Here is a 15529-nt window from a genome sequence, read left to right as displayed (position 1 = left end):
AGGGCGATCAGCAGAATGATCCGGCGTTTGCTCATTGCCCGGCCTTCCATGCAAGGTTTTCTGGGGCGGGCGGCACCGGTGACGTGATGGCAGGCATGACGGGTTGCGCTTCGTTCGGGGTGCCGGATCTTTCGATCTTCACGCGCAGATCGAACCACGCGGCTTGCCCCGTCACCGGATCGGAGTTCGCCCAACGCAGGCCGTCACCGCGAGGCGGCAAAAGTTCATGTATCAGGTGGTTGAGCAGAAAACCCTTGGTCGCCTCGGGCGCATCCTTGTCCAGCGCCCAAGCACCTTTGCGTTTGCCGATAGCGTTCCATGTCCAGATCGTGTTCTCGTTCAGCGCCGCCTGATGCGCGACGGGCACCGTGATCGACCCATGCGCAGAAGTGACGCGCGCCCAGTCGCCATCCTTGAAACCATGTTTGTCCCAGACTTTGGTCGGCACATAAAGCGGGTTATGCCCATGGATCTGGCGCAGCCAGGCGTTTTGCGACCCCCATGAATGATACATTGCCATCGGGCGCTGGGTCAGCGCGTGGATCGGATATTCCACCGGATCGACATGCCCATCTTCGAACGGCGGATACCAGATCGGCAGCGGGTCCATCGTCGCCTTGATCTGGCCACGCAGGTGGTCTGGCGGTTGGCGCGATCCGATGCCTTCGGCGGCAGCCTGAAATTTGCGCAAGGGTTCGACGTAGAGCTGGAAGATATAGGGCTGGACCACGTCGTAGAAGCCCATTTTCACCGCCCATTCCTGATACTCGGCGCTGAATGGTTTGTAATAGGCGCAGTTTTCAGGAACGTGGCTGACCCAGAAACCACCATTTTCGATGTAGTTCTGCAACTGATCGGGGTTGGCGGTGCCGCGTCCTTGGCCCTTGCCATCTGCATCACGGAACCCCGCCAGCGGCCCGATGCCGGGGCGGCGGATGTGGTTGGTGATGTAATCTGCGTAATCCTTGTATTTGGCGCTGCCGTCATCATTGACGAACCCCGGCAGGCCCAGCCGTCCGCCCAGATCACACAGCACCGATTGGAACCCGCGCACGTCGCGGTCTGGTTCCACCACTGGCCAGCGGATCGCATCGGCCACCCCGTCAGCCTCGCTGATCGGGCGGTCGAGCAGGCTGATGCAGTCGTGTCGTTCCAGATAGGTCGTGTCGGGCAGGATCAGGTCGGCATAGGCCACCATTTCGGACGAATAGGCATCCGAATAGATGATGCGGGGAATGACATAATCGCCGTTGTCATCCTTGTCGGTCAGCATTTTGTGGACGCCGCCCACATTCATTGACGAATTCCACGACATATTCGCCATATACATGAACAACGTGTCGATCTTGTAGGGATCGCCGGCATGGGCGTTGCTGATGACCATATGCATCAACGCGTGGGCGGACATCGGGTTTTCCCATGAAAAAGCCTTGTCGATGCGGATAGGGGTTCCGTCATCGTGCAGCAACAGATCTTCCGGCCCTTGGACATAGCCCAGATGTGGACCGTCGAGGGGTGCACCAGGTGTCACCTTGCCATGCGGCTTGGGGTGGGCGGTTGCGGGTTTGGGGTAGGGCGGTTTGAAGCGCATGCCACCGGGCGTTTCGACCGCACCGAGAATAATCTGCAGCACATGCAGCGCGCGGCAGGTCTGGAAACCGTTGGAATGGGCGGAAATGCCCCGCATCGCGTGGAAACTGACGGGGCGACCGATCATCCGGCTGTGCTTTTTGCCACGGAAATCGGTCCATTCCCGGTCAAGGCTGATCGCCTCGTCAAACGCCACACGCGCCAAATCGGCTGCAATCGCGCGGATGCGGGTGGCAGAGATACCGCAGCGGTCCGCCACAGCCTCGGGTGCATAGGACGCATCAAGATAGCGATCAGCCATCAGGTGGAACACGGGCCGATGCGTGATGCCCGCCGCACGGTGGGTCGCGGCAAGGTCGGGCTCCACCCCTTGCCCGTTCCATGGCGCAAGCGCGCCGGTGCGCCGGTCGATGACCTGTGGCTGGCCTGTGTCGTCGCGCAGAAACAGGCCGAAACCGTTGGATTTGGGGTCCTCGTTCACCAGCACGGAGGCGTTGGTAAATCGCGCCAAATAGTCCAGATCGACCTTGCCTGCCTGCATCAGGCAATGCACCAGCGCCAGAATGAACAACCCGTCCGTCCCGGGGGTGATGCCGACCCAGTCGTCTGCGACGGCGTTGTATCCGGTGCGGATCGGGTTCACGCCGATGATCCGCGTGCCGCGTGCTTTCAGTTTGCCGATGCCCATCTTGATCGGGTTGCTGTCGTGGTCTTCGGCGACGCCGAACAGCATGAACAATTTGGTGTGGTCCCAGTCGGGCTGACCGAATTCCCAGAAGGCACCGCCCATCGTATAGATGCCGGCAGCGGCCATGTTCACCGAACAAAACCCGCCGTGGGCCGCATAATTGGGCGTGCCGAACCCCTGCGCCCAGAAGCTGGTGAAGGATTGCGACTGGTCGCGCCCGGTGAAGAAGGCGAGCTTTTCAGGATGTTTCTCGCGGATGGGCGCCAGCCAATCGGTGGCTATCTGCAATGCCTCCTCCCAGCTGATTTCCTCGAATTCGCCCGACCCGCGCTCGCCGACACGGCGCAAGGGCGCGCGCAGGCGCGATGGCGCGTTATGCTGCATGATGCCGGCCGATCCTTTGGCGCAAAGCACGCCTTTGTTGACCGGATGATCGCGGTTGCCTTCGATATAGGCGACTTTCCCTGCCTTCATATGCACGTTGATCCCGCAACGGCACGCGCACATGTAGCACGTCGTCTTGCGCACCTCGTCCGAGACGGGGGGCGATGTGTCAAGCGCGGGCTGGTCAAGCGACATGTGCAGGCTCCTTTCGCGGGCTTAGTCTTGTGCTGCGACGGCCAGCGCGTCGCGGGCGATCTGCTTTTCTTCGTCTGCGGCGATCACATGCACCGGCACCTTACCAAGAAACGCAAGATGGTCCATGATCCGGTCGCGAATTTTGCTCGCGTTTTCACCGATTCCGCCGGTGAAGGCTACGGCATCGACGCCGCCCATCGCGACAATCGCAGACCCCGCATGGCGCGCGGCCCAGTAACAGAAATGCGCGACGGCAAAGCGGGCTGCGTCGCTGTCGGTTTCCGACAACTGCGCCATGTTGCTGGTGCCGGCCAAGGCCAGCAGGCCGCTTTGGCTGTTGAGGATATCGCCCGCTTCGTCAATGCCGTGGTCGCGCGCCAGCCGTAGCACGGCCATGCCGTCAATGCCGCCGCTACGTGTGCCCATGACCAGCCCATCAAGCGGGGAATAGCCCATCGACGATGCAACGGATAGCCCGGCCTTGATCGCGCAAAGCGATGCGCCATTGCCCAGATGCAGCGCGAGCAGGCGGTCTGGCAGCGTGTCGGCAAAGCTGTGTACAAGGCTTTGGTAACTGAGCCCATGAAATCCATACCGGCGGATGCCTTTGGCGCGTTCACTGGCTGGCAGGGCATAGGTGGTGGCATAGGCGGGGTTTGTCGCATGAAAGGCGGTGTCAAAGCTGGCATATTGCGGCAGGTCGGGCAAGGAGTCGGAAATGGCGGCAACTCCGGCCAGATTATGTGGATTGTGCAGCGGGGCCAGATCATTGCAGGCGCTTATGGCTGCGATCGTGGCCGGTGTGACGCGCATGGGTGCTGTCAGGCTCGCCCCGCCATGCACGATCCGATGTGCGGCGGCGGACAGATCGGTCATCGGATGGCCATTGGCGTCCAGCGCTTGCAGCAGGGCCTGTAGGGCTGCGGTGTGATTGTCTGCATTGATCGCGGCTTTGGTCGCGCCCAAGGTGACCTGCCCCGCGCTGCCGATTTCAGTCACCGCGCCCGACACCAGCCGCGTCAGGTCGGCATCAAACAACGCCACCTTGACCGAGGATGATCCGGCGTTGACGACCAGTATCATCGCGGCATCCCCGCTGCGATCATCCCCAAAGCGGCAGAAGCAATCCTGTCGGCCGAGGTTTGTGACCGGCTGGTCAGCAGAATAGGGACTTTGGCCCCTAGCACGATGCCGGCGGCACAACAGCCCATGCCCAGTGACATCAGCTTGAACAGTGCATTGCCCGACGTGATATTTGGCACCAGCATAATATCGGCGTTGCCTGCGACATCCGATGCCACGCCTTTCGCCGCTGCCGCCGCGCGTGAAAAGATCAGGTCAAGCGCCAGCGGACCCTCCACGATGGCTTGTGGCAGGGCGGTTCTGGCCCAAGCAGCAATCATCGCCGCCTCGCCGGTAAAGGGTATGGTGGCTACCACATCCTCGGTCGGGGCGAGGATCCCTGCGCGCGGGGTTTCGATGCCCAGATGCTGCGCCAGGTGCACAGCCAGCGTCAGGGCCGCCTGACGGGTCGCCACATCGGGGTTCACGTTCAATGCGGCATCCGTCAGCAGCAGCGGTCGGTCGGAATGCGGCGTTGTGATATGCAGGATATGCGCGCAACGAGTCGATTTCACGCGCAGACCGGCGGCGCTGGGCAGCAGCCCCTGCAGGAACGTCGAAGAATGCACCTGACCTTTCATGATCATATCCACCTTGCCGTCGCGCGCGAGTTCGGCGGCCTTGGACGATGCCGCTGCACCCGGCGCATGGATCAGCGGCAGGCCGGTGATGTTCCAGCCGATCTGTTGGGCTGCCGCCTCGATCTTCGCGGTGTCGCCGATCAGCACTGGTGCAGCGAGGCCGAGCTCCGCCGCCTCGCGCAGACCCTGCAGCGGGATCGCACCACCGGCGTTGACCAAGGCAACACGTGGGACCGGCAGATCGCGCGCGCGGTCGCGCAGCGCCTGGGGACAATGCGGCTTGGTTCGTGACAGGAAGGGGAAATCATCATGCATTGCTCTGCCCTTTAAGTGACCATCGCACGGATCAGACCGAGCGCAGAGAGTATGAGCAAGAGCAAAACTGCCGATCTGCGGAATGCCGTGGGCGAAGCCGCAAGAAACCGCCGCCCGCCCAGCCAGACTCCGATGCCAAGGATCGGGAAAGCCAAAAATGCGGCGATGGCAGTGTCCCGTGTGACCAGCCCGCCCATCCACAACAGCGGCAGCGTGATCAGGTCGAGCGCAGTCAGATAGACGATCATCGTGGCGCGGAACGTCGCCGAATGCATCGGTTGCGCGGACATGAAGGCGGCGACCGGCAAACCGCCGATCCCTGCGCTGTTGCACATGCCGGACACGATCCCGACGCTGCCGTGCCCCAGCGCGCCAATGCGGTGCCGCAATGTCCACCCCGACAGTAGGAAAAGCGCCAGCAGCAGGATCACGCCGGAAATGATGATGCGTGCTGTGTCTTCGCCCACAGACAACATCACGGTGACCGAAAACGGCAGGGCAATCGCGGCCCCCAGCATCAGCCATGCAACACGCCACCAGTCGATATCGCCGCGAATGCCGCGGGCCTGAAAGGTGGTCATCATGATCTCGCAGGCGAAAACCACCGGGATCAGTGGCAAGGGGTTGGTGAACAGCGCGGCAAAGGCGATGAAGATCGCTGAAAAGCCAAAGCCCGAATAGCCGCGCACAAAGGCCGCACCCAGCAGGGCAAAGGCCAGTGCAACCGCGGTGCCGGGGCCAAGGTCGAACGGCAAGGTTACTGGACAGCCATGTCAGCCGCGGAAATGCCTGCGACTTTGACCGGCTTTTTCATCGCGTCACGGCGGAAAGGTTCCCCAAGTTCCTGATTGAGGATGACCTCGATCAGGGTGGTTTCGTGGTTGTGCATCTGGTCCTTGATCGCGGTCCGCAGCGCGCCGGTCAGTTCATCCATCGTCCTGACCTGCACGCCTTTTAGTCCACAGGCCTGCGCGATGCCGGCATAGGAAACTTTCATATCGAGTTCGGTGCCGACGAAATTGTCATCGAACCATAGCGTCGAATTGCGCTTTTCCGCGCCCCACTGGTAATTGCGAAAAACGATCTGCGTGATCGCGGGCCATTCGTCGCGGCCAATCGCGGTCAGTTCGTTAACCGAAATTCCGAACGCCCCGTCACCGGCGAAACCGATGACCGGCATATCGGGCTGCCCGATCTTTGCGCCGATGATGGCGGGCAGGCCATAGCCGCAGGGGCCGAACAATCCGGGGGCGAGGTATTTTCTCCCCGCGGGGAAGGTCGGGTAGGCGTTACCGATGGCGCAATTGTTGCCGATGTCGGAACTGATGATCGCCTCCTCGGGCATGGCCGCCTGAATCGCGCGCCACGCCTGACGCGGCGACATCCAGTCGGGGCGCGCGGCGCGGGCGCGTTCGTTCCATGTGGTGCCCGGATCGTCCTGTTCGTGGTCAAGCGATGTCAGTTCCTGTGCCCAGGCGGACTTTTTCTGCGCAATCAATGCCTTGCGGTCAGCGCGACCTGCATCGCCTGCGGAGTCGGACAGATGCGCGTTGATGCCACGCGCGACCTTGGCCGCGTCGCCGACGATCCCGACGGTTATTTTTTTGGTCAGCCCGATCCGGTCGGGATTGATATCGACTTGAATGATCTGCGCATCAGTCGGCCAGTAATCGATGCCATAGCCGGGCAGCGTGGAAAACGGGTTCAGCCTTGTGCCAAGCGCCAGCACAACATCGGCCTTGCTGATCAGCTCCATTCCGGCCTTGGACCCGTTATATCCCAAAGGCCCAGCGAACAAAGGATGGCTGCCGGGGAAAGCATCGTTATGCTGGTAGCCCACGCAGACTGGCGCATCGAGCCGTTCGGCCAGTATGCGCGACGACTCGATCCCGCCTGCCGCCAGCACGACGCCCGCGCCGTTGAGGATCACGGGAAACTTCGCCTCTGACAGCATCTGCGCCGCCTTGGCGATGGATTCCGTCCCGCCGGGGCTGGTTTCGAATTCCACCGGCTGCGGGATGGCGATGTCGATCACCTGCGTCCAGAAATCGCGGGGGATGTTGATCTGCGCAGGCCCTGACAGGCGCTTGGCCTTGGCGATGACACGCGCCAGCACTTCGCAGATGCGTGTCGGATCGCGGACCTCTTCCTGATAGGCGACGCAGTCGCGGAACAGGTTCATCTGTTCCATTTCCTGAAACCCGCCCTGACCGATGGTCTTGTTCGCGGCTTGTGGCGTGACCAGCAGGCAGGGCGTGTGGTTCCAATAGGCGGTTTTGACGGCGGTGACGAAATTGGTGATGCCGGGGCCGTTCTGGGCGATCATCATCGACATCTCGCCCGTCGCGCGGGTGTAACCGTCCGCCATCATGCCTGCCGAGCCTTCGTGTGCGCAATCCCAGAAAGTGATGCCAGCGGCAGGGAAGATATCGGAAATAGGCATCATGGCGGACCCGATGATCCCGAAAGCGTGGCGGATGCCATGCGCCTGCAGCGTTTTGACAAAGGCTTCTTCGGTGGTCATTTTCATTGCGCACGTCCTTGAGCAAAATAGGGGATTAACGCGGACCATAGGTCCAACGAGATATACGAGTTAGGGCCAGTCACCCTGGGGCCTTAGGTCCAGCGACGTTACCTTAGCGCCTGAGCGATGAGCTGGACGCCTTCTGCGATCCGGCTGGCGGGGATCGAAGAATAGGCCAGACGCAGATATTCCGTGGGTGGCGTTTCGCTGGCAAAGAACGGTGCGCCGGGTTCAACCAGCACGCCCTGCGCGCGCAATTGCAGCGCAAGTACCGTGGTGTCAGTGCCATCCGGCATCCGTACCCAGACGGACGATCCGCCCGAATTGCTTTGCCCCGCGATGCGCAAGTTATGCTTGTGCAAAGCGGTTTCAAGAATACCACGTCTTTCGTGATAGGCACGGCTCATCCGGCGGATGAGCGCGTCGTAGTGACCCAGTGACAGGTAATAGCTTGTGGTACGCTGGATGTGGCCGGGCGGGTGGCGCAGAACAGTGGCGCGCAACGCGCGTGCCTCGCGGATGAATGGCTCCGGGCCGACCAGATACCCAAGGCGCAGGCCCGGGAAAAGGGATTTGGAAAATGATCCGACATAGATCACCCGCCCGTGCTGATCGAGGGATTTCAGCGAAGGGGACGGGGATTTCAGAAACGACATTTCGAATTCATAGTCATCTTCTACGATGATGAAATCCTGCGTCTCGGCCTGGTCAATCAGCGCCTTGCGCCGGTCGAGCGGCATGGTCGTCGCGGTCGGGCATTGATGGCTGGGCGTGGTAAAGACCACGTCGATATCCGGGGGCAGATCGTCTGGCGGCAGGCCGTCCTGATCGACAGGCACCACGCTGAGATGGCAGCGCGATTGTGTCAGGATATTGCGCAGGGCTGGGTAGCAGGGGTCCTCGATCGCGGCACGGCGGCGGCTGTTCAGCAGAACCTGTGCCGACAGCCAGAGCGCGTTCTGCGCGCCCATCGTGATCAGGATTTCATCCGGGTTCGCCACAATACCCCGACGTGGAAGGGTCTGGCGGCTGATGAATTCCACCAGTTGCGGATCGTCGCCGTCAAAGTAATCCGCCGTCAACGCGCCGAAATCCCGCATGCCAAGCGCACGAAGCGCGCAAAGCCGCCAGTTGGCGCTGTCGAACAGCGTCTTGTCGGCCTGTCCATAGATGAACGGATAGCGGTAATCAGCCCAGTCGCTTGGCTTGTCGAGGCTGAGCCCGGGCGTGAATCTTTGCCCGATCGTGCGGGACCAATCTACCGTGCCGGTCTGCGCCCGCGTTGCGGTAAACGCGGGCGGTTCAGGTGCGTTGCCGGAGACGTAATAGCCTGAGCGGCCGCGCGCGATCAGGTAATCATCAGCGACGAGTTCGGTATAGGCAAGCGTGACGGTGATCCGGCTGACGCCCAGATGCTGTGCCATCATGCGTGACGATGGCAGCCTTTCGCCGCGGCGGAACCGGCCCGATAAGATGCCTTGCGCGACCATCTGCTGGATGCGGGCCTGCAAGGTGCCGACCGCACCGGAATCAAGAAAGAAGCTTTCGACAGAGATTGACATGCACTGGCCCTAAGTTCCGTCCAGACTGGACTTATCTCAGGGCCAAGGCAAGGCGGGCGATTTATCCCAGAACGCGGGTGATCGCCTGATCTACGGCATCGGTGATCTGGTTCAGATCGTCCTTGGTCGCGATTAGTGCAGGCGCAAACAGCAGGGTATTGTTATAGCCCGGCAACGAGCGGTTGGTGGCGCCGATGATGATCCCCTGCGCCATGCAATCGGCCACGATGGCCGCCACTTTCTTTTCATCCACGGGGTCCTTGCTGGCGCGGTCCGTGACCAATTCGGCGCCCTGAAATAGCCCCATGCCGCGCACGTCGCCGATCCATTTGTGCTTGTCCATCAGCGCATGCAGATTGTCTTGCAGATGCGCGCCCATCGCGGCGGAATTGCCCAGCAAATCCTCTTCCTCGATGATCTTCATGTTTTCGATAGCGGCGGCTGGCCCCGCCGTGCAGCCGCCGAAGGTCGAAATGTCACGGAAATAGGACAGCTTGTCAGTGTCGTCCTTGAACATCTCGAATACGGCATTCGTGGTGACGCAGCATGAAATAGCGGCATAGCCGGAGGCTACGCCTTTCGCCATGGTCACGATATCGGGTTGCACGCCGAATTGCTGATAGCCGAACCATGCGCCGGTGCGGCCAAGGCCACAGACGACCTCATCAATATGCAGCAGAATGTCGTATTTGCGGCAAAGTTCCTGAACCCGTTCCCAATAGCCTTTGGGGGGCACGATGATCCCGCCGCCTGCCGTGATCGGTTCCAGACAGAGCGCGCCGATTGTGTCGGCGCCTTCGGCAAGGATCACATCCTCGATCGCCTGTGCGGCGTTGGCGGCGTATTCTTCGCCCACACTGCCGTCTTGGCTGCGGTATTCCAGACAATGCGGGACACGAATGAAACCGGGCGCGAAGGGGCCGTATTGCGCGTTGCGTTCGTCCTGTCCGCCAGCGGAAAGCGCGCCAATCGTGGTGCCGTGGTAATCGCGGTCACGATAGAGGATTTTGTATTTCTTACCGCCGTAATGTTTGTGGCTGATCTGGCGGACCATCTTGAACGCCTTTTCGTTCGCCTCGGACCCGGAGTTCGCGTAATAAACGCGGTCCAGCCCCGGCATCTTGGCGGTCAGCATTTCCGCGAATTGCGCACCGGGGATGGTGCCGAGTGAGCCGCCGAAGAAACACATCTTGGTCACGGCGTCCGAAATCGCGCGGCCCATCCGTTCGCGGCCATAGCCGATGTTGACGGTCCAGACCCCGCCGGACACGGCATCGATGTGTTCCGTGCCCTTGATGTCCCAGACCCGCAGCCCGCGCCCTTCGACGATGATGCGGGGGTCGATGGTTTCGTAGGGTTTGTGCTGGCTGAGATGGTGCCAGACATGGGCTCGATCAGCCTCGATCACGTGACCGGGGTCATTTGCAAAGTGTAGGGTATCCATAGCCGGCCGCTCCGTAATGAGGAATGCAATGCAGCTTGTGCGAATCCAATACGCACAATGCCTTATTGCCATGCAGTGTGACGGGTCTGTGGGCGGGATCAATAGGGCCAGATGACGCGCATGCTTATATCCAACGCAGGGCGCGCGACTGGGGCAGGTCGCGTGTCATGTTGCTTTAATGTCATGAATTCGTGACATAAAATCCCGTTCAATAGGCCTGTTGAGGCATTAATTCGGCCCTGGTGGAGATTATCCAATGATTGACGCATCTGCCTCATTTTCGTTCGCTTGAGGGGACCTGATCCTGCAGGACAGCCTTGGCCTGCATCAGGTGCCTATGACCGACGGTGCAGGGCTATGAAACCTACGGCAGGTATGGTCAGCTAATTTCAAAGCGGGACCAACCCGCATTCAGTTCAATGATCTGCGCGGCAGGTCACAACACGGGAGACGACGTATGAATCTCAAGACATTGTTGAAAGGCGCTGTTGCCAGCGCTGCAGTTCTGATGGGGGCCGGCATGGCCAGCGCGCAGGCGGTCGAGGAAATCACCATCGGATATTTCCTTGAATGGCCGATGCCGTTTCAATACGCCAAGGTGAACGGCACCTATGAAGAGGCGTTGGGCGTGCGCGTCAATTGGGTCAGCTTTGACGCAGGTACGGCGATGTCGGCGGCGATGGCGTCTGGTGATGTGCAGATGTCGGTTAGCCAGGGTGTGCCACCCTTTGTCGTGGCGACATCCGCAGGGCAGGATTTGCAAATCCTTGATGTCGCGGTGTCCTATGCCGACAATGACAATTGTGTCGTCGCCTCTGGCTTGGAAATCGACAAGGATACCGCTGGCGATCTGGCGGGCAAGAAAGTCGCCGTGCCGCTGGGAACCGCTGCGCATTACGGGTTCCTGCGCCAGATGGACCATTTTGGCATTGACCTCGCCTCGCTTGAAATCGTGGATATGGCACCGCCCGACGGTGCTGCGTCGATTGCGAACGGTCAGGTCGATATGGCCTGCGGCTGGGGCGGGTCGCTGCGCCGGATGATGGAATTCGGCAATGTGCTGCTGACCGGCGCAGAAAAGGAAGCCTTGGGCATTCTGGTTTTTGACGTAACATCTGCACCGGCCAGCTTTGTGGCTGAAAACCCCGAACTTGTCGCCGCTTTCCTGAAGGTCACCGCAGAGGCGAATGCCGCATGGAACGAAGGGTCCGCCCGCGAAGAGATGCTGCCGGTGATTGCGATGGATGCGGGCATGGACGAGGCAGCCACCGCCGAGACGTTGGAAACCTTCGTCTTCCCCAGCTTGGAAGAGCAATTGTCCGACGCTTGGCTGGGCAGCAATGCACCCGCGTTCATGAAAGGGGTCGCCGATGTCTTTGTCGACTCGGGGTCCATCGCATCATCGCTGGACAGCTATGCCGATACGGTCAATCTTGGCCCGCTGACGACTGCAAGCGAGATGTGATAGGCAGGGCTGGCGCGTGACATACGCGCCAGTCATCCTTTGGCGCAATCCAGAGAATTATCGACCAGACGGGGGAAGTCCATGTCAGGATTACAGATCGACAATCTGTCGATGCGCTTTGATCTGCCCAACGGATCGTCGGTGCAGGCGCTGAAAGATGTCTCGCTTGACCTCAAGGCGGGCGAATTGCTCGGCGTTCTCGGGCCTTCGGGCTGCGGCAAGACGACATTGCTGAATATCGTGGCAGGGTTTCTGGCCCCGACCGGCGGGCAGGTCGTGCTGAACGGCAAGCGCGTGCGCGGTCCGGGCGCAGAACGCGGCATGGTGTTCCAGCAAGGGGCGCTGTTCGAATGGATGAGCGTGCGTCAAAACGTCGGCTTTGGCCCGTCAATGAAGGGCATGCCAAGGGTTGAGAAGGCGCAGATCGTCGATCATCTGCTTGATGTCGTGGGGTTGCAGGATTTCAAGGACAAGGCGGTCTACGAGCTTTCCGGCGGGATGCAGCAGCGTGTGGCCCTGGCGCGCTGTCTGGCCAATGATCCTGACGTGATCCTGATGGATGAACCTTTGGGCGCGCTGGATGCTTTGACCCGCGAAAAGATGCAAGGACTGGTACTGAAGCTGTGGAAAGAGACCGGCAAGACCATCATCCTCATTACCCATTCCGTGGAAGAGGCGCTGCTGCTGGGCGAACGCCTGCTGGTCATGGCCCCGCGTCCGGGGCGGATTCATCGCGAATATCGTTTGCCCTTTGCCGAAATGGGCGTGGGTCAGGACCTGCGCGAGGTGAAAAAGCACCCTGAGTTTGCCAGCACACGTGAAGAAATTCTGTCGATGATCTGGGACATGGAAGAAGAAATCATGGGCCGGACGGAGACTGCACAATGAGCCTTCTCAGCGATCTTGGCGGTGAACTGGTCGCCGTGCTTGGCACGATCCTGCGCGCCGCCCCTTATGTAATCGGCTATGTGCTGCTGATCCTTGTCACCATGCTGATCTGGACTGGAATCAAGCGGGTGTTGCGGCCGAAGCAAGATTATTTTTCGCTCAAGACAGTCACCTTCGGCGATGAAAGTGCTGTCACATCGAACGGTGTCGCCTCGGTCGTGTCGGTGGTGCTGATTTTCGTGCTTTGGGCTGCTTTTACCGGATCAAAGCTGTTGCCGGGGTTCCTGCACGCGCCGGGCGCATTTATGGGCACGGGCGAGTTTACCTATACGATCACAACGCCCACAGGGGAAACCGACGACGCCACCGTTTTGGTTCTGGTTCACCCGGTGGGTGCCAGTGTCGAAGCGCCGGAGATTGAGCCGGGCGAAGGGATTGCCAAGAACGATTCCGCGACGATCCCTGCCTATCGCAACGCCTTGCTGCGGGTCGACGAAAACGACGAGATGGGCCGCGCTGAGGATACGTTCATCACGGCCGTGAATGGCGAACCGATCGCGCCGGGCGTTTCTGTGAATGTAGATTTTGGCCGTATCGCCATGTCGGACCGCGGCACGCTGAACGTGATACCCGCGACGGGCATGCAGATGGAACCGATCTGGCTGCCCGCGCCCGAAACCGTCTGGGCACGGCTGGGCGAGATTGCGACGGCGGGCTATCGCAATTCCACGCTGGCCGAGCATCTGGGCTATTCGCTGTTTCGGGTGATCGTGGGTTTCGCGCTGGGCGCATTGGTAGGTATCCCTCTGGGTTATGCAATGGGACTATCAAACTGGTTTCGTGGTTGGTTTGATCCGATTGTTGAATTCATGCGCCCTGTCCCGCCGCTGGCGCTAATCCCTTTGGTGATCATCTGGGCAGGGATCGGCGAGACCGGCAAGATCATCCTGCTGTTTCTTGCCGCGCTCTGGATCATGGCAATCGCCGCGCGATCCGGCGTTTCGGGGGTGCGCATATCGAAAGTCCATGCGGCCTATTCCCTAGGGGCTTCGAAATGGCAGATCATGCGCCATGTCATCGTCCCCAATTCCCTGCCCGAGATTTTCACCGGTGCGCGTGTCGCGATGGGGGTCTGTTGGGGTACTGTCGTCGCGGCAGAGCTGGTCGCGGCGGAAAAGGGTGTGGGTATGATGATCATGGTCGCCTCGCGGTTCCAAAGCACCGATATCGTCCTGATGGGGATCATATTGATCGGAATCATCGGTTTCGGCATCGACATGCTGATCCGCTGGGCGGAACGTGTGCTGGTGCCGTGGAAAGGCAAAGGGTAAGGCGCGCCCGATGCAACTGACTGATTTTCTGATACTCGCACCGGCACTGATCGGCTTTGTCATCCTGCTGGTGCTGCGGCGCAAACCGCCCCCGCCGCAGGATGCAGAGTCCGAGGTTCCCCGCAATGCCATCGTGGTGGATGGATCCAATGTCATGCACTGGGCCGGCGCGCCTTCGGCCATGGTGCTGGCCCGCGTTCTGCGCGCGCTGGAGGGCAAAGGTCATACGCCCATCGTGTTTTTTGACGCCAGCGCCGGGTATCAGCTTTCTGACCGCTATATGAACGAAAAACATCTGTCCGCCGCGATTGGCGTGTCAGAGGCGCATGTCTGCGTCGTGGACAAAGGTGTGATTGCGGATCAGGCGATCCTTGCCTTTGCAGCGGATCACGGGCTGAAGGTTGTCAGCAACGATCAATACCGCGACTGGCGCGTGCAATTCCCGCACCTTGCGCGCAAAGGTGCCGTGCTGCGCGGGAATTTCCGGGATGGTGCGGTGATCTGGCGTCGGTAAGGTGCGTAGGACTACGCACCATACGCGTTATTTTTTGCCGCCATACCTGCTCTTCCCGCCGCGCATTCCGCCGCGCCCACCTGTGCTGCGGCCAGAGGCGCGGGACGCATCATCCACCGCCTTGTCCACGGCCTGTTGTCGCGCCAGGGGATCATCGGCAATCGCCAGTTCCACCGCCTCCAGGCGTTTCAATTCATCGCGCAGCCGCGCGGCTTCTTCGAATTCCAGATTCTCGGCGGCTTTGCGCATATCGGTGCGGATACCGTCGATGACAGTCTGGATATTGCCGCCGCCCCGGCCTTTGTCGATTTTCGCGGTGACGCGGTTCATATCCACGTCGCCCTTGTAAAGCCCGGCCAGAATATCCTCGACATTCTTCTTCACCGTCGTCGGGGTGATGCCATGTTCTTCGTTATAGGCCAGTTGCTTGGTCCGGCGACGTTCGGTTTCATTCATCGCCCGTTCCATGCTGCCGGTGATCCGGTCGGCATACATGATCACCCGGCCTTCGGCATTCCGCGCGGCCCGCCCGATAGTCTGCACCAGTGAGGTTTCAGACCGCAGGAAACCTTCCTTGTCCGCATCCAGAATGGCGACCAGCCCGCATTCTGGGATATCCAGACCTTCGCGCAAAAGGTTGATCCCGATCAGCACGTCGAAGGCGCCAAGGCGCAGGTCGCGCAGGATTTCGATGCGTTCGATCGTATCAATGTCGCTGTGCATATAGCGCACACGGATGCCCTGTTCATGCATATATTCGGTCAGGTCTTCGGACATACGTTTCGTCAGGGTCGTGACCAGCGTACGATAGCCAGCGGCGGCGACCTTGCGCACTTCGTCCAGCAGATCATCGACCTGTGTCTCAACCGGGCGGATTTCGATCTGGGGGTCGATCAGGCCGGTCGGACGGATGATCTGTTCGGTGA

12 protein-coding genes are annotated in these 15529 nt (G+C 60.5%); 4 read left to right on the top strand and 8 right to left on the bottom strand.

The features are described 5' to 3' along the window. Positions 1-31 precede the first annotated feature (31 nt). The 7 genes from ACK4TM_RS04535 to ACK4TM_RS04505 form a co-directional block, all read right to left on the bottom strand. On the bottom strand, positions 32-2857 hold the full coding sequence (locus tag ACK4TM_RS04535; RefSeq protein ID WP_409697396.1) for a molybdopterin oxidoreductase family protein: 2826 nt from the start codon (positions 2855-2857) through the stop codon (positions 32-34). 21 nt (positions 2858-2878) lie between these two features. Continuing rightward, positions 2879-3940, bottom strand: a complete 1062-nt coding sequence (locus tag ACK4TM_RS04530; protein ID WP_409697394.1) for an acetate/propionate family kinase — start codon at positions 3938-3940, stop codon at positions 2879-2881. Next, positions 3937-4875 (bottom strand): phosphate acyltransferase, encoded by a 939-nt coding sequence (locus tag ACK4TM_RS04525; RefSeq protein ID WP_409697391.1) that lies wholly within the window; start codon positions 4873-4875, stop codon positions 3937-3939. Before ACK4TM_RS04525 ends, ACK4TM_RS04530 begins: the two co-directional genes overlap by 4 nt. Before the next feature lie 11 nt (positions 4876-4886). Then, entirely contained in the window at positions 4887-5630 is a 744-nt protein-coding gene (locus ACK4TM_RS04520) for a TSUP family transporter (protein WP_409697388.1), read from the bottom strand. 2 nt (positions 5631-5632) lie between these two features. Then, entirely contained in the window at positions 5633-7405 is a 1773-nt protein-coding gene (gene xsc, locus ACK4TM_RS04515) for a sulfoacetaldehyde acetyltransferase (RefSeq protein WP_409697385.1), read from the bottom strand. Positions 7406-7506: 101 nt separating this feature from the next. Beyond that, positions 7507-8961, bottom strand: a complete 1455-nt coding sequence (locus tag ACK4TM_RS04510; protein WP_409697382.1) for a PLP-dependent aminotransferase family protein — start codon at positions 8959-8961, stop codon at positions 7507-7509. Positions 8962-9022: 61 nt separating this feature from the next. Further along, positions 9023-10405 (bottom strand): aspartate aminotransferase family protein, encoded by a 1383-nt coding sequence (locus ACK4TM_RS04505; protein ID WP_409697379.1) that lies wholly within the window; start codon positions 10403-10405, stop codon positions 9023-9025. Positions 10406-10862: 457 nt separating this feature from the next. Between ACK4TM_RS04505 and ACK4TM_RS04500 the strand changes: the two genes are divergently transcribed. The 4 genes from ACK4TM_RS04500 to ACK4TM_RS04485 all read left to right on the top strand — a co-directional run bounded on the left by ACK4TM_RS04500 (position 10863) and on the right by ACK4TM_RS04485 (position 14603). Next, positions 10863-11870: an ABC transporter substrate-binding protein gene (locus ACK4TM_RS04500; protein ID WP_409697376.1), complete on the top strand. Its 1008-nt coding sequence runs from the start codon at positions 10863-10865 to the stop codon at positions 11868-11870. Between the two features lie 81 nt (positions 11871-11951). Next, positions 11952-12758: a taurine ABC transporter ATP-binding protein gene (locus ACK4TM_RS04495; protein ID WP_409697373.1), complete on the top strand. Its 807-nt coding sequence runs from the start codon at positions 11952-11954 to the stop codon at positions 12756-12758. A gap of 101 nt (positions 12759-12859) precedes the next feature. Further along, the gene (locus tag ACK4TM_RS04490; protein ID WP_409697473.1) at positions 12860-14089 is read left to right on the top strand and encodes an ABC transporter permease; all 1230 of its coding nucleotides are present in this window, start codon (positions 12860-12862) and stop codon (positions 14087-14089) included. 10 nt (positions 14090-14099) lie between these two features. Then, on the top strand, positions 14100-14603 hold the full coding sequence (locus ACK4TM_RS04485; RefSeq protein ID WP_409697370.1) for an NYN domain-containing protein: 504 nt from the start codon (positions 14100-14102) through the stop codon (positions 14601-14603). Between the two features lie 27 nt (positions 14604-14630). Here ACK4TM_RS04485 and ACK4TM_RS04480 read toward each other — a convergent pair. After that, positions 14631-15529 (bottom strand): helicase-related protein (locus tag ACK4TM_RS04480; protein WP_409697367.1); only part of this gene is annotated, 899 nt, incomplete at its 5' end.

This window comes from Yoonia sp., from assembly GCF_046292185.1.
In the GTDB taxonomy this organism is placed as follows: Bacteria; Pseudomonadota; Alphaproteobacteria; order Rhodobacterales; family Rhodobacteraceae; genus Yoonia.
The sequence above is the reverse complement of the archived record's forward strand: the minus strand, read 5'-3'. Positions and strand labels throughout refer to the sequence as shown.

Bases quoted from the DNA above. Each gene is read 5' to 3' on its own strand.
- ACK4TM_RS04525 (WP_409697391.1), bottom strand. From the start codon at position 4,875: ATGCATGATGATTTCCCCTTCCTGTCACGAACCAAGCCGCATTGTCCC.
- ACK4TM_RS04490 (WP_409697473.1), top strand. From the start codon at position 12,860: ATGCTGATCTGGACTGGAATCAAGCGGGTGTTGCGGCCGAAGCAAGAT.
- ACK4TM_RS04495 (WP_409697373.1), top strand. From the start codon at position 11,952: ATGTCAGGATTACAGATCGACAATCTGTCGATGCGCTTTGATCTGCCC.
- ACK4TM_RS04485 (WP_409697370.1), top strand. From the start codon at position 14,100: ATGCAACTGACTGATTTTCTGATACTCGCACCGGCACTGATCGGCTTT.
- ACK4TM_RS04510 (WP_409697382.1), bottom strand. From the start codon at position 8,961: ATGTCAATCTCTGTCGAAAGCTTCTTTCTTGATTCCGGTGCGGTCGGC.
- ACK4TM_RS04530 (WP_409697394.1), bottom strand. From the start codon at position 3,940: ATGATACTGGTCGTCAACGCCGGATCATCCTCGGTCAAGGTGGCGTTG.
- ACK4TM_RS04500 (WP_409697376.1), top strand. From the start codon at position 10,863: ATGAATCTCAAGACATTGTTGAAAGGCGCTGTTGCCAGCGCTGCAGTT.
- xsc (WP_409697385.1), bottom strand. From the start codon at position 7,405: ATGAAAATGACCACCGAAGAAGCCTTTGTCAAAACGCTGCAGGCGCAT.
- ACK4TM_RS04505 (WP_409697379.1), bottom strand. From the start codon at position 10,405: ATGGATACCCTACACTTTGCAAATGACCCCGGTCACGTGATCGAGGCT.
- ACK4TM_RS04535 (WP_409697396.1), bottom strand. From the start codon at position 2,857: ATGTCGCTTGACCAGCCCGCGCTTGACACATCGCCCCCCGTCTCGGAC.